At 46.0% G+C, this 26,267-nt stretch carries 16 protein-coding genes; 11 read left to right on the top strand and 5 right to left on the bottom strand.

The window, feature by feature from the left end:
* The first annotated feature begins 120 nt into the window (after nucleotides 1-120).
* From MSMTP_RS10565 to MSMTP_RS10575, 3 genes are read left to right on the top strand one after another with little or no spacing between them, the layout of a single operon-like run.
* Nucleotides 121-1,086 (top strand): phosphocholine cytidylyltransferase family protein, encoded by a 966-nt coding sequence (locus tag MSMTP_RS10565; RefSeq protein ID WP_231582753.1) that lies wholly within the window; start codon nucleotides 121-123, stop codon nucleotides 1,084-1,086.
* A 13-nt stretch (nucleotides 1,087-1,099) separates the two neighbouring features.
* Nucleotides 1,100-2,221, top strand: a complete 1,122-nt coding sequence (locus MSMTP_RS10570) for a histidinol-phosphate transaminase (RefSeq protein WP_048179085.1) — start codon at nucleotides 1,100-1,102, stop codon at nucleotides 2,219-2,221.
* Complete coding sequence (locus MSMTP_RS10575; RefSeq protein WP_048179087.1) at nucleotides 2,218-2,874, top strand: phosphatidylcholine/phosphatidylserine synthase; 657 nt, start codon at nucleotides 2,218-2,220, stop codon at nucleotides 2,872-2,874. The genes MSMTP_RS10570 and MSMTP_RS10575 overlap by 4 nt, the downstream gene beginning before the upstream one ends.
* Nucleotides 2,875-2,971: 97 nt before the next feature.
* Here the strand turns inward: MSMTP_RS10575 and MSMTP_RS10580 are convergent, their stop codons facing one another.
* The 3 genes from MSMTP_RS10580 to MSMTP_RS10590 form a co-directional block, all read right to left on the bottom strand.
* A complete protein-coding gene (locus MSMTP_RS10580; RefSeq protein WP_231582754.1) occupies nucleotides 2,972-3,463 on the bottom strand; it encodes a hypothetical protein in 492 nt (163 codons plus the stop codon).
* A gap of 154 nt (nucleotides 3,464-3,617) precedes the next feature.
* Nucleotides 3,618-4,376, bottom strand: coding sequence for an MAE_28990/MAE_18760 family HEPN-like nuclease (locus MSMTP_RS10585; protein WP_048179089.1), 759 nt, complete (start codon nucleotides 4,374-4,376; stop codon nucleotides 3,618-3,620).
* A gap of 4 nt (nucleotides 4,377-4,380) precedes the next feature.
* The gene (locus MSMTP_RS10590) at nucleotides 4,381-5,487 is read right to left on the bottom strand and encodes a DUF262 domain-containing protein (RefSeq protein WP_052718374.1); all 1,107 of its coding nucleotides are present in this window, start codon (nucleotides 5,485-5,487) and stop codon (nucleotides 4,381-4,383) included.
* Between the two features lie 279 nt (nucleotides 5,488-5,766).
* Between MSMTP_RS10590 and MSMTP_RS10595 the strand changes: the two genes are divergently transcribed.
* From MSMTP_RS10595 to MSMTP_RS10615, 5 genes are all read left to right on the top strand, one after another.
* Nucleotides 5,767-6,924: an LL-diaminopimelate aminotransferase gene (locus MSMTP_RS10595; protein WP_048179091.1), complete on the top strand. Its 1,158-nt coding sequence runs from the start codon at nucleotides 5,767-5,769 to the stop codon at nucleotides 6,922-6,924.
* Between the two features lie 753 nt (nucleotides 6,925-7,677).
* Nucleotides 7,678-7,953 carry a MoaD/ThiS family protein gene (locus tag MSMTP_RS10600; protein ID WP_048179095.1) on the top strand — a complete coding sequence of 92 codons (276 nt, stop codon included), beginning with the start codon at nucleotides 7,678-7,680 and terminating at the stop codon, nucleotides 7,951-7,953.
* A 456-nt stretch (nucleotides 7,954-8,409) separates the two neighbouring features.
* Nucleotides 8,410-9,171 (top strand): UPF0280 family protein, encoded by a 762-nt coding sequence (locus tag MSMTP_RS10605; RefSeq protein ID WP_048179097.1) that lies wholly within the window; start codon nucleotides 8,410-8,412, stop codon nucleotides 9,169-9,171.
* Between the two features lie 196 nt (nucleotides 9,172-9,367).
* Nucleotides 9,368-11,191, top strand: coding sequence for an aldehyde ferredoxin oxidoreductase family protein (locus MSMTP_RS10610; RefSeq protein ID WP_048179100.1), 1,824 nt, complete (start codon nucleotides 9,368-9,370; stop codon nucleotides 11,189-11,191).
* Between the two features lie 161 nt (nucleotides 11,192-11,352).
* Complete coding sequence (locus tag MSMTP_RS10615; RefSeq protein ID WP_048179103.1) at nucleotides 11,353-11,637, top strand: MoaD/ThiS family protein; 285 nt, start codon at nucleotides 11,353-11,355, stop codon at nucleotides 11,635-11,637.
* An 879-nt stretch (nucleotides 11,638-12,516) separates the two neighbouring features.
* Here the strand turns inward: MSMTP_RS10615 and MSMTP_RS10620 are convergent.
* Nucleotides 12,517-18,507, bottom strand: a complete 5,991-nt coding sequence (locus MSMTP_RS10620; RefSeq protein ID WP_197076068.1) for a NosD domain-containing protein — start codon at nucleotides 18,505-18,507, stop codon at nucleotides 12,517-12,519.
* Nucleotides 18,508-19,131: 624 nt separating this feature from the next.
* Here MSMTP_RS10620 and MSMTP_RS10625 point away from each other — a divergent pair.
* The gene (locus MSMTP_RS10625; protein ID WP_048179109.1) at nucleotides 19,132-19,713 is read left to right on the top strand and encodes a cysteine hydrolase family protein; all 582 of its coding nucleotides are present in this window, start codon (nucleotides 19,132-19,134) and stop codon (nucleotides 19,711-19,713) included.
* Nucleotides 19,714-19,820: 107 nt separating this feature from the next.
* Here the strand turns inward: MSMTP_RS10625 and corA are convergent, their stop codons facing one another.
* Nucleotides 19,821-20,861 carry a magnesium/cobalt transporter CorA gene (corA, locus tag MSMTP_RS10630; RefSeq protein ID WP_048183375.1) on the bottom strand — a complete coding sequence of 347 codons (1,041 nt, stop codon included), beginning with the start codon at nucleotides 20,859-20,861 and terminating at the stop codon, nucleotides 19,821-19,823.
* A 437-nt stretch (nucleotides 20,862-21,298) separates the two neighbouring features.
* Between corA and MSMTP_RS10635 the strand changes: the two genes are divergently transcribed.
* Both MSMTP_RS10635 and MSMTP_RS10640 read left to right on the top strand, forming a co-directional pair.
* Complete coding sequence (locus MSMTP_RS10635) at nucleotides 21,299-22,219, top strand: hypothetical protein (RefSeq protein WP_048179111.1); 921 nt, start codon at nucleotides 21,299-21,301, stop codon at nucleotides 22,217-22,219.
* An 806-nt stretch (nucleotides 22,220-23,025) separates the two neighbouring features.
* A complete protein-coding gene (locus MSMTP_RS10640; RefSeq protein ID WP_197076069.1) occupies nucleotides 23,026-26,115 on the top strand; it encodes a fasciclin domain-containing protein in 3,090 nt (1,029 codons plus the stop codon).
* The last annotated feature ends 152 nt before the right edge of the window (nucleotides 26,116-26,267 follow it).

Raw genomic sequence — 26,267 nt, forward strand, 5'->3', positions numbered from 1 at the left:
TATTATGAATAATATACTCTTTTTTGACCAAATAATCCCAAATTTTAAAACTCTGGGGACAATTTAAATACTAACTACTAGTTATATACATGGTATGAATAACAATCAATTGGATTTACGATGAATGTGAACCACTGCAATCGTGATGATGGAGTTATAACTACAGCATTACTATTGGCAGCTGGTAAGGGTAGTCGTCTTTATCCTTTAACACGCGACACACCAAAATGTCTTACAATAGTTCATAAAGTATCCATACTTGAACGACTTGTCATCAATTTGAAAAATCAAGGCTTCAAACGTCTTGTTGTGGTCACAGGGTTCCAGGAAAAATGTATTCGTGATTTTCTGGGAACGCGGGCTGGCGGAATGAAAATCGAATATATTTTCAGCCCCCTTTATGAGACCACCAATAACATATATTCGCTCTGGATGGCCCGTAAAATTATTAATGAACCGTTTCTCCTGGTTGAAAGTGATCTTGTTTTTGACGTATCTCTTCTGGATGACATGTGTTTTCCTGACAGAATTGCCGTTGCACACATGCAGCCGTGGATGAATGGTTCCACTGTCACAATCGATCAATCCCAGGATGTTAAGAAGTTCCAATGCGGTACTCTCAAGCCTTTTGATGAGATCAGATACAAGACTGTTAATATTTACAGTTTTTCGCTTTCTTCATGGCATAGTATTACAAAAAGACTGGACCAGTACATTTCAGCCGGCAGAGTAAACGACTATTATGAAACCGTATTTGCGGAAATGGTGGCTGATGGTAGTCTCTCTCTTAAAACCGTCTCTTTTGACAGCAAGCGATGGTATGAAATAGACACAGTTAAGGATCTGGCAGAGGCTGAGAAACTATTTTCGGCGGACAAATCAAAAACAATAATTCCTAACAATATCACGCCGCATAGCTCTGGAATATCAAAGTCGTTTTTTCAACAAACAAAAAGAAAGGAGAAGGATACGATTACTCGTTCAATTTCCGGTTTGAGGTCATTCCCTCCGTCCAATTCTTTAAAATTAAAGCCAATTCTTAAGGCTAAGACTCCAAAAACAGAAGTGCCACCTAAAAACAAATAAAGAAGGAAAATACATGATGCAGTATAACTATAAGACTCAAACTGAAAAATACGAATTCGTTTCCGGACAGCATGGTGGTTACTATCATCATAATTTCATAGACCATGCTTATCTTTACAATCTATATTTCCCGCCAGAGGCAGTTTTTACAAACTTTAAAAATCAAATTCACGACATTGTCCTTAATTACCCGATTGCACAGGATGCTCTTGCCGGCCTTATCGGTAATCTGATCCATCAACCTGCTGAAAGAATCGTTGTGGGAAACGGCGCTGCCGAACTTATCAAAATTATATCCGGCCACGTATCCAGCAAGTTGATCGTTCCAGTGCCCTCTTTTAATGAATATGCTAATGCAGCACCGGCAGGCCGGGTAGTTGAATTCCCCCTTGAATTTCCATCTTTTCAATTGGATGTAGATAAGTTTGCTGCTGAAGCGATCAGGGTTAAAGCAGATGTTGCTGTTGTGGTAACACCTAATAATCCAACATCTATACTGGTTCCTAAGTCCGATCTAATAAATCTTGCACAAAAACTTGCAAATCATGATTGCATGCTGATCGTCGATGAATCCTTCATGGATTTTGTACATAACCCGGATCAAACAAGCCTGGAACATGAAATCGAACGTTACCCAAATGTGGCAATCATTAAAAGCATGAGCAAAGCCTATGGCATCTGCGGTCTCAGGATAGGTTATATGCTAACTGCAAATTCAGCATTTGCTGAAGCTGTAAGGAAAGGCGTACATATCTGGAATATTAACGGATTTGCCGAAGAGTTTCTTCGGATTTTGCCCGATTACAGACAGGAGTTTGTCGAAAGCTGTAAACAGGTACGGATCGACAGGGACAATCTGTATAAAAACCTGTGTGCTATCCAGGGAATGACTGTTTACAAACCTGATGCAAACTTTGTTTTCTGCCGCCTCCCGGATTATGCACAAAGTGGCCCTGAAATCACGCGGCAATTGTTTATTGAGCATAACATGTACATAAAACACTGCCAGGACAAAACTCTACCTGATTCTAGCCGTTATGTTCGTATTGCCAGCCGTACTGAAACAGAAAATTGCAAATTAGTTGAAGCATTGGCAGATATCATTGACTTGAATAAAACGGAAGTATCCAGATGAAAGATTCGCAACATCAACAATCACATAAGACAGGAATGCTTACTTTTGCCAGAGACCTTCCAAATATCTGTTCGCTTGCAGGGCTATTATGTGCGGTCCTTAGTATATACTATGCTATATTAGGCAATTTTCCGGTTGCGATAATTGGAATGGTTTGGGCTGTTTTTTTTGACTGGGGGGACGGAATCATTGCCCGTCGGATGAAGGGGCGAACTGATGAATATCGAGCTATCGGGGGACAGCTTGATTCATTGATAGATATTGTAAGTTTTGGAATTTGCCCCGCTGTATTTCTCTTGAGCTATGGAGAATTCAGTCCATGGTTCTTACCTGGAGCATTCGTGATTGTCGCTGCCAGTGCAATACGCTTGAGTTATTTCAATGTTTTCGGCCTGGTCGATGATTCGACATACATGGGATTGGCACTTGACAACAATGTCATTATTCTTGCTTTTGTCTTTCTGTTTAACGGTTTATTCGGCCATACAATTTTTTCAGTCATTATATATACAATGTTTATGTGTATGGCTGTCTTTAATTTAGCACCGATCCGAACGCCCAAGTTTAACGGAAGGTGGTTTTATGCTCTCGGGGTTTATGTCACGGGATTAACAGCCATCTATAGCTGGATACTGTGGGGCAAGTATCCGTAAAAGGAGACATTAATCGTAATAATTCAGCCTGGACAAAACAACATCAATAGCCATCTTAATTAAAATTCAATGGACAAATTTCAAAAACCGTCCACTGTTAATACTTCCTCACCATCTCCGCCTGCCACTCCGTCTCCGGCCACCCTCTCAACCCTCTTGACTTATTAATCCTGTCCAGGTAGCCCACCACCTCGTCCGCGGAAAAACCAAAGTCCCGTAGCACACATCCTATGACCGTCCCGGTCCTGCCTATGCCCCCCATACAGTGGACAACGACTCCCTCTCCTGCATCAATTTTTCTTCTCACCAGAGCCGCTGCCTGCCTGGCAAGCCCCTCCTCAGTCGCAGGGTCCTGCGGCGAATTCCCATAGTGCAGGTCTTCCATCTCCGCAGAAAACAGCACCTTGAGGGGATGAGGATCATAAGAGACCTCCGAATCGCAGAGGCAGACAACTTCGGATAAGCCCGCAGCAGCAATCTTTTCCCAGGGAGTAAAAACTCCGGGGTAGGGCATTCCGGCAAGAAGCACCGGCTCCTTGAGTACGATATAGAGGTTCCGGGGCATTCTGATGCCGGCTATTGAGGGCATTTCCAGCGGGGTTAATAGTGAGGGCATCATGCCAAAGAGTACGAAGGGAGGGGATATAAATTTTCAGTGGGTTGGGAATGGGGTGAGGGAGAGTTTGGAAGGTAAAGGACTAGCCATCAACAATTAAAAAAATTATGAAACAAAAAATGCAATTTCAAATTTCATAAAAATTAGGCAGAGTTTTAAAGTAATCTCGATGGAATTTCAGTTCAATATTAAGAATCTCGTCATCAAGGGTTTTATTTAATGCGTAAACAAATTTTTTCAAGAACTCAATCTGATCTTGTGCATCACTTATAGAAGGAATGGTTGTACCTGACCCGCCATGAGCAAATGAATTTCTTAAACCGATGAATTCTTCCAATTTTGTTTCAACACCCCCCACATAATCCAAGTCATTAAAAGTATCACGGCTAAATATATTACGAATACCTATGTCAATAAACATTGTTCTAATTGTATCTTTACCAGGATTAGAATTTGTGATTGAGAAAGACTCTTTGACAAAAATTGGTTTATATTCGCAATTTTCAAAAGACGAAGCGTAAATCTTAACTATCTTTTCATAATCTGAATTCAATTTTTGTTCATTAATTAATTTTAGAACCTGTAATGTTTTCCTTTTATTTGTAATCAAAAGTTTTTCATCAATATATTTAGTTGGAAGATTCATATTATTAATTTGCTCAATAAATTCCATAAAAGACTCTTTAAGGTATTTCTCGAGAAATCCACTACTCATTATGATTGCACTTCTTGAAGCCACGGACCAAATTATTCTAAAATTTTCAGTATTCATTTTACTAGCGTAATCTAGCAGAGAATTTACCTCTTCAATTTGGTCCAAAAAATGAATATAGGAGGCATTTATTCTATAAAATTCAGTGGAACTATGAGAATTAAAAGAGCTCATAATATCACACTACTGATGAAAGCATGTCCAAAAATTTTTGGATTCTTGTTCTGTTTGCCTCTAAGCTATTTGTTCCTTTTCTAATTGATTCAACAAAATCAGTATCTTCAAACAATAATTTAGTTCCACTTATTATCTGGTCTTCTTTTCCTTTTATTGAATCCTTACTTACTTTTGAAAAACTATACATAATAGCATCGTAAAATGGGGCCGAAATTGTGGTCCATTCACTTTTAGAAGTGTCCCATTTTCTGAAAGCTTGATTTCCATAAATGCTATACACTTTATCGACAGTTTCCGTGAATGAAATTCTATTATCTTCAAGTTCCTTGTCTGTGACATTAGAATTTTTTTGTTCCATATATTTATTCATGGATGTTTTTAAATTTCCAGTAACTTTTTCATAATCTTGGAGCAAAAAGAATCTTAAAACTAATTGGACATCGTCCATCCTTTGATATATTTTAATCTTCTTAAGCTTGTCAAAAGACGTTGGAAGCCCTAAACATTCTCGAAAATAGTTTAGCTCTGAAAGTTCGACCAAGAGATCATTAAATTTTCCACGATGAATGCAATTTCTGACCTCTTGTGGAGTTAGGTTTTCTCCTCCAGTATTAATTCTTTCGAAAACATCAAACTTTATATCTAAGTCAGATTCATTTAGCAAAACAACGGCAGAGATCGAACGTCTTTCAATAGCATTTCTTATAGTTTGATTCAATTGACTAAATTTTTTCCCATTAAGCTCCCCCCAAAATGTAAGACCAGATAGTGCAAATTTATCAGTTAAATACATGTTAATTGCAGTTAGTCTCTGCTTACCATCCATAACTGAGTAAGTATTATATTCTTCTTCTGCAAGAAATATTGGAGGAATTGGAACAGCCATTATTATAGATTCAATAAGCTTGGATTGTTGTTTCACATTCCAACGATCTCGTCTTTGAAACTTAGGCTCAAGATCTATCACTTTGTTTTTCAACATGTCTTTTAAGCTTGGTATGTACAGGTCCATCTTTTGACTAACGAGCCTTTTTTGTTCTTCCTTGTACTTCTCTGTGATGACAAAATCTTCATCTTCAATAGCTTCAATTTCTTCATCTTCTTCCATTTTAATCTCTCAACTTATTTGACCAGTACATTTAGATATGAACGTCAAGCTTTTAATTATTTCGTCAAGAATTAACAAATTGAATCTTAATAAAATATGAAAGATTACAAGATTTTTAAAAGTTTGTATTTGTTCCTCGGATATTTCAAATATCCAGATATTTATTACTCGTCTACCCTCAATCACAACCTCCCCTCATCCCATACCTATTAATATTTCAATCACCGTACCTATCCCAGAAAAACACGCCGTAAATCCCATATATAGGTGACTTTACCAATGTATTCCGACCGAATCAACGCATTACCCCCATACCTTTTTGCAGCGATCGATGAAGCAAAAGCCGAAGCTAAGGCTAAGGGAGTCGACGTGATCGACCTTGGGATAGGAGACCCGGACCTGCCCACCCATCCGCATATTGTGGAGGCTATGTGCGAGGCTGTCAGGGACCCGAGGACGCACAGTTATCCGTCCCACAACGGGCTTTATGAGTTCAGGAAGTCTGCGGCTGACTGGTGCGAGAAGTATAAGGGCGTTAAGCTCGACCCGGACAGCGAGGTCCTGGCCCTGATCGGGTCCAAGGAGGCTGTGGCACATATCCCGCTTGCTTTTGTCAACCCCGGAGATGTCGTGCTCTATACCGACCCCGGCTATCCTGTCTATAAGATAGGGGCCGAGTTTGCGGGCGGAGATCCGTACCCGCTGCCCCTGAAGGTTGAAAACGACTTTTTGCCTGACCTTGACTCCATCCCGGCAGATGTCCTTCAAAAGGCAAAGCTCTTCTTCTTCAACTACCCGAACAACCCGACCTCGGCTGTTGCGGATATGGCTTTCTTTGAGAAGGTCGCAGCGTTCTGTAAGGAGCACGACATCATTGCCGTGCACGACAACGCCTACTGCCAGATGGTCTACGACGGCTATGAATCCCCTTCCTTCCTGGCTGCAAAAGGCGCAATGGACATAGGGATCGAACTCTACTCCCACTCCAAGACCTACAACATGACCGGCTGGAGGGTCGGCTTTGCTGTCGGGAACAAAGACCTGGTCAAGGGCCTGGACAAAGTCAAGTCCAACATCGACTCCGGAACCTTTGAAGCCGTACAGCTCGCAGGCGCAGCAGCCATGAACGAGTCCCAGGCATGTGTGGACGACACGAACAAAATCTACACCGAACGCAGGGACACCCTGATCGAAGGGCTCAAAGCCATGGGCCTTGAAGCAAAACCGCCCAAAGCCACCTTCTATATATGGGCCCCCGTCCCCGCAGGCTTTACCTCCATGGAATTCTCAAAGGTCCTCCTTGAGGAAGCCGGAATCGTAGCAACTCCGGGCGTCGGCTTCGGAGACGCAGGCGAGGGCTTCATCAGGTTCGCACTCACCCAGCCCGTACCCAGGCTTCAGGAAGCTGTCGAGCGGATGAAGAAGCTGCAGTTCTGATCCGGCAGAGCAACAGTTCTGACCCGAATTAAACACAAATTCATTCAAAAGATCTTAGTCAGGCGGCGTGATCCTGAAATCCGCCGCCCCCTTTTTTCGTTTTTGATGAAATTTTGCCCCCGTTTTATCTTCGTTTTGTTCTAGTTTTCTCCCCGGTTTGCCCCTGTATGTTCTTTTAATCAGCCTGTTACCGGAGCACATTTAATTCAAACATTATCAGTAGCCAGGGGCCTCACAGGTTGCCAACCCCGTCAGCAGTCCCGCTCGCCGAGGCGAGCGGCCTTTCCCTGAAAATTGTGGAGAAGAAGAAAGAGCTGAAAAACCTGAAACTGCTGCAACCGCACCATACCAGACCAAAACAGCAGTTTTCATTGCCAGTGGAATATTTGTGGCTAAACTATTAATTCTCAATGAAATGTTTTAAAAACCCGAATCAATCACCCCTAACTATAGTCAATTCCCCAAATTTTTTCACCAATCTCAATTGAAAGTTTAAACCACAGACAGCACGGAAAACACAGAATAAAGGAAATAGGGCACAATCCTTCCGTGCTTTCTGTGTCTTCCGTGCTTATATGTAAGTGTAAATCTTTGCGTTCGGTATAATCACCCCTCACAACTAAGATGAGCTCCAGAAATCTCAAAGAAGAGATCACAAAATAGGGAGAGTTTCAAGCTCGTAACGAAGCTTGAGTACTCTTATTTATGAGCCCTCACATAATTAAATAAGGAGTTACAGGAAAGGGGCCAGCCATGATAATGAAAGTAAAGTTTCTTGACTCGGTGCAGGAAATCACAGAACAGCCGGAAATTGAAGTCAAGATCCGGAAAGGGGATACCGTATGTACGGTCCTGTGGGCTCTTGCCTACCATTACGGGCATGATTTTTATGCAGTGACCGTCGGAGACGAAAGCGAATACCCAAAAATCAGGGTTCTGCTGAACGGCAGGGATATAGAAGAATACTCCAGCTGCCTGGAAGCCGACGTGAAAAGCGGGGACATACTTGAGCTGCGGGAACGGAATTGAGCTGCGGGAACGGAATTGAGCTGCGGGAACAGAATTGAGCTGCGGGGACATACTTGAGCTGCGGGAACGGAATTGAGCTGACCCTAGGGAAGCCTTCAAAATGAAATTCCCAATTAATTTCTAAACCGTCCTTACTTTGATTCAGAACTCACCCGGAAACAACAACACCGAATAACACTTAACAAAATGCGCTTTTAACAAAATACGCATATGGACACATTTTTACCCCAATAATTACAACCGAACTTACTCTGTTTCTGATTTATCAGCGTCTTCTTTTTAAATTACTGCCTGCTCAAGCCTCGCTTCGCTCGGGACAAAAACGACGGTAGATGCTATTCCGGTTGCTCCGGCTTTTTAAGTCAACCCGAAAAAAATCCAACCCTGAAGATCCTTCACCCCCCATAGCCCGAAAAGCACTTCTTTTTTAAGCCATTACTTCTTTATCAGAACAGCATGCCAGAACCCGCTAAAGCGCCCGAAAAAGGATCTGTAAAGTCCACTATCAAAGAGCATTTCCAGCTTAAGGAGACCATCGTCACAATCGCAGCTGACGAGCAAGCCCACATCGAAGCTGCAAAAGAAGCAATCCGTTTTCACCGCGCAGCCCTTGAGAACTACATCCTCTCAGACCCTTTTTTCAAGCTCACCCTTGAACCCCATACCTATCCTCCCGACGCCCCGGAAATCGTCCGGCGGATGGTTGAAGCCGGGAATTCCATGGGAATAGGGCCCATGAGTGCGGTTGCAGGCACGGTCTCGGCTCTTGCCGTGGAAGCCATGGTCGAAACCGGAGCTTCGTATGCGATTGTGGACAACGGCGGAGACATTGCTATGATCAACGACAGGCCTGTAGTTGTGGGAATTTATGCGGGACAGTCCTCCATCAGGAACCTGGGCTTCGTCTTCGAGCCCCGGGACTCGGTCACCGGGGTCTGTACCTCAGCCGGGACCGTGGGGCCTTCAATCAGCTTCGGGATGGCAGACGCTGCTGTAGTGTTTTCCGAGGATGTTTCCCTGGCAGATTCGGCTGCAACGGCTCTCGGGAATGCCGTGAATCCGGGGAAAGAAGCTGTAGAGAAGGCTTTTGACGTGGTTAAAGAAATTTCCGGAGTCAGGGGGGCGGTCGTGGTCCAGGGAGAGTACATCGGAATGTGGGGAGAGGTGCCGAAAATCACGAGGGCGGACGTGCGGTATGAGTGCATTACTAAGGCGTGAATACTTTTATTTAGTAACCTTAACATAATAATATCTGAGATATATTCAATTGCATATCCTGTTTAGATTCATACCCCAAAATTGACCTCGTATTGGTCCGGCAGACACTTTAAAAGTGGGAAAATGATTACATGCCGGAAAAGCTGAAGAACTCATTGAAGAGCTCATTAGAAACTCATTCAAAAGGAGGATTTCCATGCTGGGCGGTTATGTAGGCAAGATTTTAGAAGTTGACCTTGACAGTGGAGAGCTTAAAGACTCGCCGCTTGATGAAGAAATGGCACGGATGTACCTTGGAGGAAAGGGACTCGGCCTGAAGCTCGTATACGACGAGTTCAGGGCTGACATGCAGCCTTTTGACCCGGACAACCTGCTCGCCTTTGTAACCGGACCTGCTACGGGAGGGAAGCTTCCGACCAGTGGACGCCATCATGTCGTCTGCAGCAAATCCCCAGAGACAGGGACCGTCGGGAGTGGAAACTCGGGCGGGAAATGGGGAGTCCACCTCAAGTTTGCCGGCTACGACGCCGTTGTGGTCCGGGGGATTTCAAAGGAGCCGGTCTACCTGGAGATCGTTGAAGGAAAAGCCAGGCTTGTGCCAGCCCCGGAACTCTGGGGCATGACAGTCCACGCGGTCACGGATGAGCTTGTCGAAAGGATAGGAAACCCGAAGAAGACCTCCGTTGCCTGCATCGGGCCCGGTGGGGAGAACCTGATCCCCTTTTCCGGCATCATGAATGACAAGTACCGGACCGCAGGGAGGACAGGGCTTGGGGCTGTCATGGGCAGCAAGAAGTTGAAGGCAATCGTGGTTTCGGGAAACAAAAGGGTTGACCCTGCAAACCCGGAACTTTTGAAAGAGAAAGTCGCTGAATCCATGGCAAAAATCAGGGAAAACCCGGTCACGGGCCCCAAGGGAGGGCTTCACACCTACGGGACTGCGGTCCTTGTGAATATCCTCAATGAGAGCGGGGCCTATCCGACCCGGAACTTCCAGGAAGCCTACTTCCCCGAAGCCGATGAACAGAGCGGAGAGACCCTTGTCGACAAGTACCTGACTGGCAGGTCTGGCTGCTGGGGCTGCCCGATTGTCTGCGGGAGGAAGTCCGATGTGCCGGAAGGTCCCTACAGTGTTCGGAATACCGAAGGGCCGGAGTACGAGACCATCTTTGCGTTTGGAGCCAACTGCGGGATAAAAGATCTCGACGCTCTGACAAAAGCCAATCACCTCTGCGACGAACTGGGGCTTGACACCATCTCCATGGGAGGCACGATTGCCTGTGCCATGGAACTCGTGGAGAAAGGAAAAATCCCGGAAGAAAAACTGCACGGTATGAACCTGCGCTTCGGGGACGTCGGCTCAATGATCGAAGCCATCTGGAGGACCGCCTACCGAGCCGGGATCGGAGCCGACCTTGCCCTGGGCTCGAGAGCCCTTGCAAAAAAATACGGGGCTCCGGAACTTTCAATGACGGTCAAGGGCATGGAACTGCCCGCTTATGACCCCCGCCCGATCCAGGGGATAGGCCTGAACTACGCAACCGCAAACCGCGGCGGCGACCACGTTTACGGCTACACGATCTCTCCCGAAATCCTGGGGCTGCCCGAAAAGCTCGACCCCTACGCCGTTGAGGACAAGCCCAGATGGACCATCATCCTCCAGGACCTGACTTCAGCCATCAACTCGTCGGTGGTCTGCCTCTTTTCCTCGTTTGCCCTGGGACTGCCCGAATATGCGGGGATGCTGGCAGCGGTTACGGGCTTTGACCTTGACGCTGATAAACTCCTGAAACTCGGGGAAAGGGTCACAAATCTGGAGCGGCTGATGAATAACAAATACGGGCTTGACCGGAATGAAGACATCCTCCCAAAGCGCCTTACCGAAGAGCCGGTCCCTGAAGGTCCAGCCAAAGGCCAGGTTTCCCACGTCCCGGAAATGATCGACGAGTACTACGCACTCCGGGGCTGGGTTGACGGAAAGCCCACGGAAGAGAAACTGAAGGAACTGGAGATTATCTGAGCCAGAGGATTGCCTCAAAGCCTTCCTCTTCCTTTCCATTTTCCTTTCCATCTTCCTTTCCATCTTCCTTTCCATCTTCCTTTCCATATAACGTTTCATCTAACGTTCCGTCTTCCCAGCTTTAGCTTTATTTCCTTTAGAGTTTTTCAGGAGAGATAGACTTGAAAGTCCGCGTAAAGTTCCTTGCCACAATCCGGCAAATCACAGGAGAGCCCGAAATCGAGCTTGAGATCCACCCTGGCGACAGCGTGGAAGCTGCCTTGCAAGCCCTTCAAGCCCGCTACGGGACAACGTTCAAAGAAGCCACAACAGGCACAACCGCCGGTGGAATTCCAAAAGTGAGGTTCCTGGTAAACGGGAGAAACACCGACTTTCTCGAAGGCCCTGAAACCAAACTGAAGGACGGGGACGTTATGGTCCTGGTCCCCCCGGTTGCCGGCGGATGATTTACCCCGGGAACCGTTTATCAGTCCAGGCGCTAGAGGAATCCCCCGCCAACTTGCCAGAGAAGTAAGCCCGTTTACCCCGGGAACCTTTTTTCAGTCCAGGTGTTTCAGGATATCCCCGCCAGCTTGCCTGGCGGCGCCTCCCCAAAAAGAAATAAAAAAGAGATCTGAAAAAAGAGTGATTTTTAGGTTGTGACTGCTAGCACATTAATTTCAAAAGCACACTAATTTCAAATTGAACCCTTGTATTTTTTACTGAAGTCTTCCATTCAGTCAACTGGATGCCATTTGTATTTATAAGAATGCATTATTAAGTTATTGAGATTCTTTTTTTGGTCATCTCAATATCCTTTATGGCTATACCAATATTTTTTATGGTCATACCAATACCTTTTATGGTCACATCAATACCCACATGGTTACACCAATACCCTTTATAGTTATACCAATACCCTTTATGGTTATACCAATATCTTTTTTGGTTATCTCAATTCACTTCTCAATCATCACAATAAACTTCAGTCATTACAACGAACTTTTTACTCATGAAAATGAACTTTTAGGTCATCTGTTTACTCTTTTGCTTGTCTACATACACTTTATTGAAAAGGCCGGTCAGCAAGCTGACCGGTGAGAGCGTCGTTACCTGAAAAGCAAATCGAAAAATGTTTCATTTATTTCTATTTACTCAAAAACACCAACCTCGTAACGTTGGGAGATCGACAAAATAAACCTTAAAAAAATTAATTAAATGATTTATAATATTGACCAAACTTATAAGAAAGAAATCAAAAAAGAAATCAAAAAAAATGGAAGGGAAAATGATTTCCCCTCACAGTATAGCGTTTCAGGTCATATTTTATCCTATTTTTCTCCTCCTTACTTCTTTTTCAACAGGAACAGTACGAAAAGAATTCCCGCAACTGCAAAGACAAGCCCAAAGCCCGGACTTTTATTTTCTTCTTCAGAGGTTGCTTTCGGAACTTCGTTACCCGTTACTTCCTGTACTTCTTCTCCGGAGCCGGGTGTTTCTGCTAGCGTTATCGTAATGGCACCTGTCTTTTCTCCTGTAATCGAATAGTAGGAAAAGCCCGGGGTTTCGGCCCTGAAGTAGAAGAATTCGGCGTCTTCTCCGGTTTTTTCAGTTGTAAGCGGGACCCAGACATCGTTATGGAAGCGGTTCAGGACGATGCTTGCTTCATCGACCATGTTTTCTTCCACCCAGGTACGGGGGACCTTAAAGTCGATTACCGCACCATCAAACGTCCCGGATTCCCCGAAAAACTGGCTCCCGACAATTATGTTCATGTACCGGTATATCTCGCCTTCCGGAGCTTCCGGAACCGTTTCAGGCAGGCCTTTCAAAGCCTCCACTTTCCCGGTTACAGTCCCTGCACTGGTCCTCGAAACAAAGCTTATGCCCGTAACAATGCAGTCGGGTTCACTAAATCTGAACTCTGCCTGCTGGCCTGCAAGAACCTGCTGCCTGGAAAAGCTTGCTGTAAGGACATTGATAGAAGGCACTCCCGAGACGCCACTGAAAAGAGCTGCACGGCTCCCACTGCTTCCACTGTGTTCTATTTCGTCTTCTTCGTCTTCTCCGTCATCGGTAACTTCGGGAGCTTTGTAGAGGGGGAGGCTGTCAAACTGGTTTCCGGATCCCGGAATCTCGTAAGGGGCATCACAGAACCCGTCTTCATTGGCATCAGGTGTGACTTCGGAAAAACCTGTCCCCTGCGGGTTTGCCCAGCAATTGCCCCCGATATACGGGTCCCCGAGGATATTTGGCCCCTCGGTCTTGCTGATGTTCCAGGTGTTTCCGGAACAATTTCCCATGAGTTGGACGTTAGCCAAATTCATGAAAAGATTGTTGTAGATGCTGTTATTGCAAGAATCGTAAAGCACAAGCCCTTCATCGTTACTGCTAATATGATTTCCTACCAGACTTGAATTCGTAGTATTGTAAAGGCTAATGCCGTACATGTTGTGCTCAAGCACCAGGTCCCTGATCGTTATGTTTACACAGTCAAAGAGATACACTGTCCCTGCATTTGAGGCGGCATCAAGTACCCTATCGGATTCCCCTGTAAGGTAATAAATTGGCTTTCCGTCCGCAAGGTTGCTTGTATCTATATCAGCGGTTCCGCCTGCTATAAAGGGCAAAGCTCCGAAGTTGTACTCGTTGCCTGAAATAAGATTGTTTCTCAGGACGCTGGAATAGGAAGCAAGCATTAGTCCAAACTCATTTTCCGAGATGCTGTTGTTCTCCAGGAAGTTGTTTTCCCCGGCAACAAGATAGATCCCATAAATATTATTCTCCACGGTGTTGTTTGAACAGTTGCCGTCGAGGTCTACCAGGCCCAGAATCCCATACTCGTTGTCGGATACTGAGAGGTTGTAAAGGGTGGAATTCGAAGATTCGGAGACAAAAACCCCGAACCCGTTCTTTTCGAGCACAAGGTCCTTTATCGTTACGTTTTCACAGCCCATAAGATAGACAGTTCCGGCATTTGAAGCCGAATCGAGGACAAGGTCCGACTCACCCACAAGGTAATATATCGGTTTTCCGTCCACCAAGTTGCTGGTATCGACGTCATTTGGAGGGAGATATCCCAAAAAGAAATATTCGTCCATGAAGTCGAAAGCATTGGCCTGCATCGAATTGTTTCTCAGGACATTTGCCCCCGAACCCGAAAGCCAGAGCCCATAATAGTCACTTTCGCTTATAGTGTTGTTGTGCAGGTCGTTTTCATTACTCATGCCCAGGACCGCAATCCCGTATCCATTGTCCTGCAACTCGTTTCCGGAGAGTTCGTTTCCTGAGGCTTCTTCCAGCCAGAGCCCACAGGTAGAAACCGAATTTATGCTGTTTTCAACTGCAGTATTGTTATCGGAGCCCTCAAAGTAAATCCCGAACCTTCCTCCGGCCACGGTATTTCCGGAAAGGGAACAGTTTTCGGACTCACTTAACCATGCCCCGAAATAGCTATCAGAAAGGACATTTCCGCTTAAATCGCAGCCTGATACTCCATCCAGATAGACCCCTGCAGCATTCCCTTCAGCATTTTCTCCGGAAGCCCCGGACACGGTAAACCCGTTGATGCTTACGGAATCGACAGTCACGTTGAAAACGTGTTCATCAGGAACAGCCCCACGGACAATTGTGTCTTCAGGGTTCCCGGATGAAGAAATGATGCTAACGGATTTGTTTACCTGCACGTCCTCCGTATAAGTTCCAGGGCTTACAAGCAGAGTATCCCCTTCCCACGCAGCATCCACACCCGCCTGGATCGAGGGGAAATCTTCATCTCCGTAGCCTATCGTAAAGGTAAGCGGGACACCCGGTTCCCTGGTGAGAGGCAGGTAATCCCTGCTTGAGGTGAGGGAGTTGACAACGTAGGGAGTATCCCCCACCCCATTTCCGTCAGCGTCAGAACCCGTATAATCGCTCCAGTAGTTCCCGATCATGGTGCTCCAGATGTTGTCGCCGCTGTCCTCAACGTTCTTTGTGTTGTTGAAAGAATTTCCGTAGAGGGTGTTATTTTCGGCTACTGTAAGCCAGATCCCGAGTTCCGAGTTATTTGAAACCTTGTTGGAGCACAGGACGTTATCCGCAGTCCAGGCTTCCCCGGCCCAGCCCTGAAGAGTAATTCCGCGGGAGTTATCCAGAGCGGCGTTCCCCGAGAGGGTGTTGTGCCGGCTGATGGTCAGGTCAAATCCGCTTTCACTGTTTGAATTTGCGGTGTTTGCTGTCAGGGTGTTGTATTCCGAACCAAGCAGAAGGAGCCCGAGAGTATTATTAGAAGCAATGTTTTCCACGATAATGTTTTCATCGGAGTATGCGACATAAATTCCGGCAAAACTTCCGGAGGCGTTGTTGCTGCATATAATGTTATCCCGGGACCCGGAAAGATATATCCCGTATGCCGAATTTTCGTCCAGCGTGTTGTTTGCCAGGGTGTTTCCCGAAGAGGCTGTCAGGTAGATACCCCGGGAATTATCCGAAAGATTGTTTCCCTGTACCGCAATGTTCCCGGAACAGTCAAGGTACACTCCGTACCGGTTACCAGAGAACGTATTGTTTTCGATTGATGCCCTTTCCGTCCCGTAAAGGTAGACTCCGAACAGGCTGTCCCGGAACACCAGGTCCCTGACTGTTACGTTCAGGCAGTTAAACAAATAAACAGAACCTGCATCAGACCCCGAATCCAGGACATCATCGGAAACTCCGGAAAGGATGTACAGGGGCTTTCCGTCCAGCAGGTTGCTTGAATCCATATAGGGCACGCTTTGTGAAGAACAATCCCCATAAATTTCAAAGTTGAATATATTCTCATCCATTCTATTGCAGGAGAAAGATTCAAATTCCGAACCTTCAAGGTAAAGCCCGTAACGGTTTGAACTTGCGGAGTTGTCCGTGAAATTTAAGCCGGAGGAATCTCCTATGTAGAACCCATAATCGTTATCATACGAGCTAATGTTCTCTAAGTGGGAATCCGCTGTATTGTAGAGATAAAGCCCATAGTAATTTCCGGAGAGGTTCAGGTCCCGGACTGTTATGTTCTGGCAATCAATACAATAAACTGTTCCGGCATGCGAACCTGAATTTAGGACAAGGTCGCTTTCGTTTACAAGGTAGTAGATAGGCTTTCCGTCAACCGTGTTGCTTTCGTCAATGTCCTGTTTGGTTGAAGCGCCCGGAATTGCAAAATTGTAAGAGTTGTTTTCCATCAAGTTGTTTCTCAGACTATTCCCTTCCGACCTGTACAGATAGATTCCGAAGCCGTTGGATTCGGCCCTGTTCCCGTTAAGGGTACAGTTCCCTGAAGAAATCACATAAATTCCGCAGCAATTGTCCGAAAGCACGTTTCCGCTTATGTTGCAGTCCCTTACCTCATAGAGCCAGATCCCGGCGGTGGAGTAGGTAGAAGAAGACAGAAGTTCGGACCCCCCACTTACGGAAAAACCTGAAATGTTAACCCCATCTGCCGTTACGTAGAATACGGAATCTTTCGGGTTTGCAGCCTTTACTTCCGTGTACTCAGGCCCGGACTCGGAAATGATTGTAAGAGCCCTGTCAACATCCACGTTCTCCGTGTAAGTACCGTTTCTGACAATGATTGTAGCGTAGGGGGAAGCAGCGTCAACCGCTGCCTGGATGGAAGAAAAGTCCGCAGTCCCGTCGTCGTCCACATAGAGCAGGGAAGCGTCAGTTACGCTTATCAATTCCGTTTTTTCAGTAGTGCTGTATCCGTATTCGTTTTCCACGCGGAGTGTGACATTGTACTTTCCGGCTCCCGCATAGGTATGGGCAGGGAAACGGGCCGTTGAATTGTTTCCGTCCCCGAAGTCCCAGTACCAGGCCGCGGGAGAGTAAGTACTTGCATCAATAAACTCGACCGTCAGCGGAGCCGGGCCCGAGGTCATATTGGCCGTGAAAGCAGCTTCTGCCGCCTCGCTCCGGTTTGTGAAGGCTTTAATGCAGACGCTCATGTTTTCCACAGCAAGAGAAGTGTCCACCCAGCTTTCCCCGTCCGGGCTGAAGAAACTCTCCCCGGGGTTTGCCCTCGCTTTGCTGCTGTGCCCTTCCAGCGGGTATTCAACCGCCACAGGATAGGAATAATCAGGGGTAGTAAATTTTACAAGCACTGAAAAGTTCTGCCCGGGCTCGAGTGGGACTCCGGATTCCAGGGAAACCGTATGGTAACCCGCAAGGGGGATTGTCCCGTTAACGGAAGTTTCTGCCCCGCCGGGGTTTACTGGCCCTTCAACCGGATCAGTGTAGATGTAGATTTCATAATCGGTGCCAGAGGCAGGGGTATAGAAACTCACAGCTTCAAGGGTTTCGGCGGCTTCGGCTGTAAAGACGTTGGCTGCCCAGGCTGTGTTGCTTCCCGAATACCCTATACTTTCGACCCAGCCCAGGGGGTCATACTGATACATATGGGAATAGGAACCGAGGTCTTCGGCCGTATGGACGGCATTCCCGGTCCCGATGGCAGTATCATAATACGAAACATAGAAGAATCCTTTATCTCCCCAACCGGTCCCCCAGGAATTCTTGACAATGAATGCCCCGTCTCCCGGAGCTGCAGGAGTGAATTTGTTTCGGTCAAAAGAATCGTCCCAGCCCACGATGCCTATCATATGGTTTGCCGGTTCCGAACCTGAGTAATAATGACTGCAGTTGAGCGAGTCATAAGCATCGGAAGAAAAATGAATGCTAGAGTCAAGCACCCCGTAATTCATCAGGGCCCATTTGATAAGGTCGTTATCTCCGGAGCCACTTCTTGCCGGGAGGAAGAGCACTTCCTGAATACGCTTCAGGGCAGGAAGGTCTGTCGGAGAGGCCCCGGAGTGAGGGTCATAAGAGTCATCGGTTTCACTTACCGGGCCGCTCCAGCGGGCAAGATAAGCCGTACTTATAAACTCGTTTCCGCCGTCATCATAACTGCGGTCAAAACCTTCAGGATAATCCTTGGAAAGCAGGTTTTTCATGTTGTTTTCGGAAAGGTCCCAATTTTTTCCGTCTGTTTTTTGAATGTAAGATTCAAGGGATGCATAAGCCCCAAATGTCCAGCAGCTTCCTGCGTCCTTCTGGTCCCGGACAGGGCTCACATACCCAAGAGCCCGGAGGTCATAAGAAACGGGAGGCTCATCAGACACATGATAATTATTCAGGCCCTCCGGACTTTTAACAGTTTTCAGGTGTGAGAGATCCACGGGGGCTGGAGTGAGTCCCGTTACTAAATTTTCGGCCCTTTCTCCGGAATTTGCGATTTCAGGAAAGAAAGGTTCACTGGAGGTAAGGAATATCCGTTCTTCACTTAGCTCTTCTTTTTCCTGATACTCCTCAAAATCAGGATTCAAAGGAGCAAGAGTAAAAAGTTCTGAAGAAACATTTTCAGATGTAACATATATATTAGTTTCACAAGATATATATTCATTATTTTCAAATGTTTGATACTCATTATTTTCAAATGTAATATATCCATTTTCTGTATAAGTCAGGCTTTCTGAAACTGCTGCCGCTTGCCCTAGCAGGAGGCATATCGCAGCAAGAGAGAAAAATATAACGTTTTTTTTTAGCATTTTATCCTTTTATCCGTTTCATTTTGATTTTTTAGTTCATTGAAGCTTAAAGAGGTAGATTGGAACCTTATAAGAGCCTTAAATTAAGGATTTTCGAAAACTTTTCAAAAAAAACATGCTACTTTTTTACATTACAAGCAAATAAACAATTCATGTTTTTTATTTTTTAGATGCTATTAAGCTTTTTATTCTTTTCGTATGTACGACAGTTTACCAAAAAAACAGGCTATCCGTGAAAAACAAAATATTCTCCCACCACAAGCCTGCACCATACCGGAATTTCAGGGATGAATCCATGAATCGCAAAGAAAACCTGCCTGAGAAAAGCTAAGAACGGGACCCTGGGGTAAACTTATTTTGAATAACGTGGATTAGGGTAAAAACGAAGATAAGGGTGAAAGCTTGAAAGCACTGGTTATCATAGACATGACTAATGACTTCGTGTTTGAGAAATACGAACATGAAAACAAAGAGTATGAGGGGCGACTCGCAGCCCCACTGGGGAAAACAATCATTGGCCCGATAGTGGAACTTGTGAAAAAGGTCCTGAGCAGGGGAAATGTCGCAGTGCTCAGGCTTCCGAAAGACCATTACAACGCCTTTACAAACCCGAGACTCGAACTGGAGCTTGCGGAACTGGGCATTGGTGAAGTGTTCATAACAGGTCTGGTTGACGAGGTCTGTATCTACCACAACTCTCTAGGCTTTCTTGAAAGGGGTCTTCGGACAAACGTCGTGAAGGGCTGCACTGTCCCCTTTGATGAGGAAAAAGGAAAAGAAGCCCTGGGGGAACTCAAGGTCTGCGGGGCAAAGATGGTAGACGACATTCCCGACGATATTGAACTCATCCTGCTCCTTGAAGACGAACACGACGAAAACTCGGAAGAAATTAAATCAGGGGACTGGCCTCCCCACAACATGAAAGGGACCCCCGGGGCTCTTACGGTCAAAAAAATAAGGGATGCTCTTGAAGAAAGGAAATAAGAGTATCAAATAAGAGTATCAAATAAGGGTATAAAATAAGGGTATAAAATAAGAGTATCAAATAAGGGTATAAAATAAGAGTATAAAATAAAGGTAAAGATTCCGGTTCAGAGCCATTTCTTCTTCTTAAAGTAGGAAAACATGGAGATCCCGATCAATATCATGAAGGCCATGACTGCCGGATAACCCAGTTTCCACCTTAGTTCAGGCATGTACTCGAAGTTCATGCCGTAAACGCCTGCGATGAAAGTGAGGGGGATGAAAATTGTGGCGATGATGGTGAGGACTTTCATGATGTCGTTCATTTTGTTGCTCACGCTGGAGAGGTAGACGTCGAGCATGGAGGAGAGGATATCCCGGAAAGCCTCAATGGAATCGATGACCTGGATTGTGTGGTCGTAGACGTCGCGCAGGTAGATCCGGGTTGACTCTTTAATAAACCCGGACTCCACTTTCTGCATTCCGTTAATCATTTCCCGGAGAGGCCAGACGGACTTCCGGAGCAGGATCATATCCCTTTTATATCTCTGGATGGTGTGCAGGGTTTCAGACCTCGGGTCGCTTATCAGTTCGTCTTCAAGGTCTTCGACCTTTTCCCCGAAATTCTCGAGTATAACGAAGTAATAGTCGATAACGGAATCTATCAGGGAATAAGCCAGGTAATCGACCCCGGACTTCCGGAGCCTGGAATCGGGTTTCCTGAGCCGCTCCCGGATAGGGCCAAAAACATCCCCTTCCCTTTCCTGGAACGAAAGAAGAAAGTTCGGACCCAGAATGATGCTAACCTGGTCCACGATTATTTCTTCCAGGTCTTCGTCCCAGGTTTTGGAAAGGAGCATCATCTTCAGGACGGTATAAATATAAGACTCGTAATCCTCCATCTTGGGCCGCTGCCCGGTATTCAGGATGTCTTCCAGGGTAAGGGGATGAATTCCGAAACAGTCGCCGAGTTTTTCGATAACCTCGACCCGGTCAAGCCCGTCAACGTTGATCCAGACATTAAGGTCGGGCCTGTCTTTGAAAACCAGGCAATCGTCGACAGTTTCCAGCTCTTTTTCTATCAGCTCACTCTGATTGTAAGCCCAGACCCTGACCACGACCCTCTCGGCCTTTTTCTCCCCCACATGCACCAGCGTACCGGGAGCCATGCCGACTTTCGATTTCTTCCTTTCAAACATCCTGACTTTCACTGTTTTATCCCCTGTTCCCAAATGGAAATTGACACTGAAATTAGTTTAAGTTTCTGTCCAAACAATTTTACATAAGTCCCTAGTTTCCCCTTGCCGGAGTCCCGGCTCATCCCTTACCGTAGTTCGGGGTCATCCCTGCTACTTGCAGCTGTCATGATAAGCCGGATTCGTACAGGTAATCCGTTTTCAAAAACAGGCCCTCCACAAATCTCAGAAAGCTAAATCTCAGAAAGCTAAATCTCAGAAAGCTAAATCTCAGAAAGCTATATGTATTATATACCGGATAATATAATATGGAGTATATATAAATTGGAATATTTCTCCAAAAAGGGGTAGCTTGAGAAATAATCCTGAAAAGTGATCCTTTAACACAAGCGATATTGGGAGTGGTTATTATGGCTGAATCGGAAATCATGAATAGTTTACTCACTATGGTAGACCAGTTCATTGCTTTTATTCCGACCCTCGTAGTGGTTATCCTTCTGCTGATCGTCGGAAAGATCGTGGGAGTGGTTCTGGGTAACCTGGGATCGAAGGTTCTGGATAAGATAGGACTTGATGACCTCGTTGAAAAAACGGCTATCGGTGGCATGATAAAAAAAGCAGATATGAGTACGGTTGGCTTTTTTGCGGCCGTTATCCGGTGGTTCATCTACATTATCTTCGCAGTGATTATTATAGACCTGCTGGATATCCAGATAGTAGCAGACTTCATCACCCAGGTCATCTACTACATCCCACTTGTGATCTCAGCTTTCATTGTCCTGCTCATAGGACTGCTGATCGTTGATTTCATTAGCGATACGGCAAAAAAGCTACTTGTTGCAACCGGGGTTGACGATAAATTTGAAAGTACTCCCTTCGGGGATTCATTAAAATCTGGAGGGTTGACGGCTTCGGGAATAGTAGCCGGGTTGATCAGGCTCTTCGGCTATCTGCTCTTCATTACGGCAGCAGTGGACATTTTGAGGCTGCCTCTGTTCACGGCACTTCTGGTGGACATAACCCAATACCTGCCACGGCTCCTTATTGGAATTCTGATCCTTATGATAGGGGTTCTGACCATTGACATTATCATGGACTACCTGAGCAACATGGTAAAAGGTATGGAAATCGAGGGAGCGAATATCATAATTCCTCTCTTGAGAGGCTTTTTGTTCCTGATCGTGGTCCTTCTCGCCCTGGACACGATGCTTATTGACACCGGTATCCTCTACCTCTTCTTCGGGCCTCTGGCATGGGGTATCGCATTCGTTGTAGCCTTTAAATACGGAGTCAAGGACGCAATTGTTGCGTATGCAAAGGAAAGGAAGTAAAACCCTTCCTTCCCCATTTTTTTCCTGAATCCGGCTTAAAAATGGCTTTCCTTTTTCTGCTTACCCGAAGGTTTGTTCCCTCTTCTATTATTCTCACAACTATCTCTATATTTTTCTCGCAACTTTATGACAGGTTTAACCGATTTTACGGCACATTATTTAAAAATCACTTTGTGCACTTTACAGCACAAGAAAGAACTAATAGACAAATGTTATTGTGCCGATTATAATTTTGCACAGTTAACAGATGTCTTTTTTATGACATGTTTAGCCACTCTTAGAGACACTTTAAGACAACGTTTCCAAGACGGGAAAAAGATAAAAATTAACTAATATATCTGATTCCTGTAGCACAGTTTCGTAGCACAGTTAACTTTTTTACATGTATGAAGTTCCAAATACAGGTTTACTGACAAAATCCCCAAAATCAATAATTCCGGAAAAGGGATCTGTAAGTGGAAACAGGAATTTTGGAGATATGCTGGAGCATAGAAGAAAAAGTATGATAAAAAATAGAATTAAAAGATTTTAGAAGTAAGTGAAATCAAGAGCAACTTCCTATTTTATAATAGTCGCAAGAATTTTTATAAAAAGATTAATATTCATTATTAAATAATATAAATAACAAAATACAAATACTTTTCTTATGATATATTAGATTGGAATTAATACATATTCACACAAAAAAAAATCAGTCAGATCAGAACAGGGTTCGTGTCTACTGAAAGAAACAAGTGGGGGAATCAAGTATTAGATAGGAATTTAACTGTTTAGTACATACTTTAACAATTTTGTTACTTATAAGTATGGCTTCCTGCGCCGCGGCGGCGCCGGATGGGGAAAACAAAAATATTGCAGAAGCAATGGCAGAGGACGGAAACTTCATTATCCTTTCGACTGCCTTCAATGCTACAAGCCTTAATATAACTCTCAGTGAGAATGGCTCGTACACGGTATTCGCCCCGACGGACGAAGCCTTTGCAGCCCTGCCGGAAGGGACCTTGGAAGCGCTTTTGAACGATACGGAAGCACTGACAGAAATCCTCCTCTACCATGTGGTTGATGAAAAACTGATGGAAGCGGATCTGGTAAACCTGACAGAAATAACAACTCTGCAGGGAAGTAACCTCACCGTGGACGCTAAAGGGAGCGCAAAGGTGCTTATTAACGAGGCTGAAATAATCATCTCGGACATCGAAACAAGCAACGGGGTAATCCATGTGATCGACGCCGTCCTGATCCCTCCGGAAGAGGAAGAGGGACCGGATGTGCGTTTCGATGACGACGTTGTCCTTATCCCGGGGAACTTTACCTTCGTCCCGAGCAACAATGAAACTGCCAGTTATGAGCTCGATAACTTCACCGACATTGGAGCACTTAACGCCAGCGAGCTTTCCTTCAACGCTTCGGATGAGGAGTTCAATGAAACCGGGGCATTCATCCTTGAGAGCATCGATGGAATAGAAAACAACGCTACCAGAGGAGAATTCTGGTTCATATTCATAAACGATGAATTAGCTCCGGAAGACTTCGGCCTGAACACGGTGAACATCGGCGACAATGTAAAATTCCTGTACACTCTTGACGAAGGGGGAGACCCGGTAATCGAGGAAGCTAGCTACGAGGTGAACATCACCATTGTAGAACCGGAACCCGAGCCAGAGGAAATGGACATCATTGAAACGGCAGAAGCGGACGGAAACTTCACAGCTCTCCTGGAAGCGCTTAATGACACAAACCTGACAGAAGCCCTGAAGGGAGATGGGCCCTTCACGGTGTTCGCACCAACGGACGACGCATTTGCAGCACTGCCAAACGAGACTATTGAAGCCCTGCAGAACGATACCGAAGCCCTGTCACAGATCCTGCTCTACCATGTGGCGGACGGGAAACTGATGGCAGCAGATGTCGCAAACCTGACAAGCATAACCACGCTCCAGGGAAGCAACATAACGGTAAACGTGACTGAGGACGGAAGGGTCTTTGTTGACGAAGCGGAAATAATAGTCGCGGACGTCGAAGCCAGCAACGGAGTTATCCATGTGATCGATGCTGTCCTGGTCCCGCCGGAAGAACCGGAACCCGAGCCGGAACCGGAGGAAATGGACATCATTGAAACGGCAGAAGCCGACGGAAACTTCACAGCACTTTTGGCAGCACTTAATGCCACAAACCTGACAGATGCCCTGAAGGGAGATGGGCCCTTCACGGTGTTTGCACCAACGGACGACGCATTTGCAGCACTGCCAAACGAGACTATTGAAGCCCTGCAGAACGATACCGAAGCCCTATCACAGATCCTGCTCTACCATGTGGCGGACGGGAAACTGATGGCAGAAGATGTCGCAAACCTGACAAACATAACCACGCTTCAGGGAAGCAACATCACAGTAAACGTGACTGAGGACGGAAGGGTCTTTGTTGACGAAGCGGAAATAATAGTCGCGGACGTCGAAGCCAGCAACGGAGTCATCCACGTGATCGATGCTGTCCTGGTCCCACTGGAACCGGAACCCGAGCCAGAACCCGAGCCGGAACCGGAGGAAATGGACATCATTGAAACGGCAGAAGCGGACGGAAACTTCACAGCACTTTTGGCAGCACTTAATGCCACAAACCTGACAGATGCCCTGAAGGGAGATGGGCCGTTCACGGTGTTCGCACCAACGGACGACGCATTTGCAGCACTGCCAAACGAGACTATTGAAGCCCTGCAGAACGATACCGAAGCCCTATCACAGATCCTGCTCTACCATGTGGCGGACGGGAAACTGATGGCAGCAGATGTCGCAAACCTGACAAACATAACTACGCTTCAGGGAAGCAACATCACAGTAAACGTGACAGAGGACGGAAGAGTCTTTGTTGACGAAGCGGAAATAATAGTCGCGGACGTCGAAGCCAGCAACGGAGTCATCCACGTGATCGATGCTGTCCTGGTCCCACTGGAACCGGAACCGGAACCGGAAGAACTGGACATCATTGAAACGGCAGAAGCCGACGGAAACTTCACAGCACTTTTGGCAGCGCTTAATGCCACAAACCTGACAGATGCCCTGAAAGCAGAAGGGCCCTTCACGGTGTTCGCACCAACGGACGACGCATTTGCAGCACTGCCAAACGAGACTATTGAAGCCCTGCAGAGTGACACCGATATGCTAACAGAAATCCTGCTCTACCATGTGGCGGACGGGAAACTGATGGCAGAGGATGTTGTGAACCTGACAGAAATAATGACATTACAGGGAAGCAACATCACAGTAAACGTGACAGAGGACGGAAGGGTCTTTGTTGACGATGCAGAAATAATAGTCGCAGACGTCGAAGCCAGCAACGGAGTCATCCACGTAATCGATGCGGTCCTGGTCCCGCCGGAAGAACCGCCTTTGATATGGTACTTCTTCTCGATTCCCTTCGAAGCCGAGAATACAACCGTTGAGTCCCTGCTTGATGGTGTGGATTACAATGCCCTGCTCTATTACAACGCTACAAGCGAACTCTTTGAGACACCCACTGACCTGGAACCCCTGAAGGGGTACTGGATCAATGCCCCGGCAACGGTCGAGTTTGATGCCTCCGAGCAGTTCGCTGAAACCGAGAGAAAGGTGGCTGCTGTCCCGCCGAGCATGAAACTGAACCAGGGATGGAACGCAATAGGATCTCCGGTAGAAGAAGCCCTTCCGGCAGATACGGTACTGCTTTCCATAGCTGACTATTACGCAAAGGTCATCGGACCCTGGGTCCCTGACGAAGAAGGCACTGGCACCTATGCCTTTGTGGGTTACAACGGCCTTAACGGCACACTGAACGAAAACCAGGTTGGGACCGATATCTTTGAAGTGGCACCGTACGAAGGGTACTGGGTCTACATGAAAGAGGAAGGAGGTTTTGCCTGAACAGGTTCTTTCAACAGGAGAAAACGAACAGGAGAAAGCTGGCAGAATAGAACTGGCAGTAATGAAAAAACAGAGCCAAAAGACCTGAATTGCCATATTACATTTTTTATGGCTTTCATTTTTCCTTTTTTTTCCGGAAATTGTTTTATGAT

The sequence above is a fragment of the Methanosarcina sp. MTP4 genome (assembly GCF_000970045.1).
Classification (GTDB): domain Archaea; phylum Halobacteriota; class Methanosarcinia; order Methanosarcinales; family Methanosarcinaceae; genus MTP4.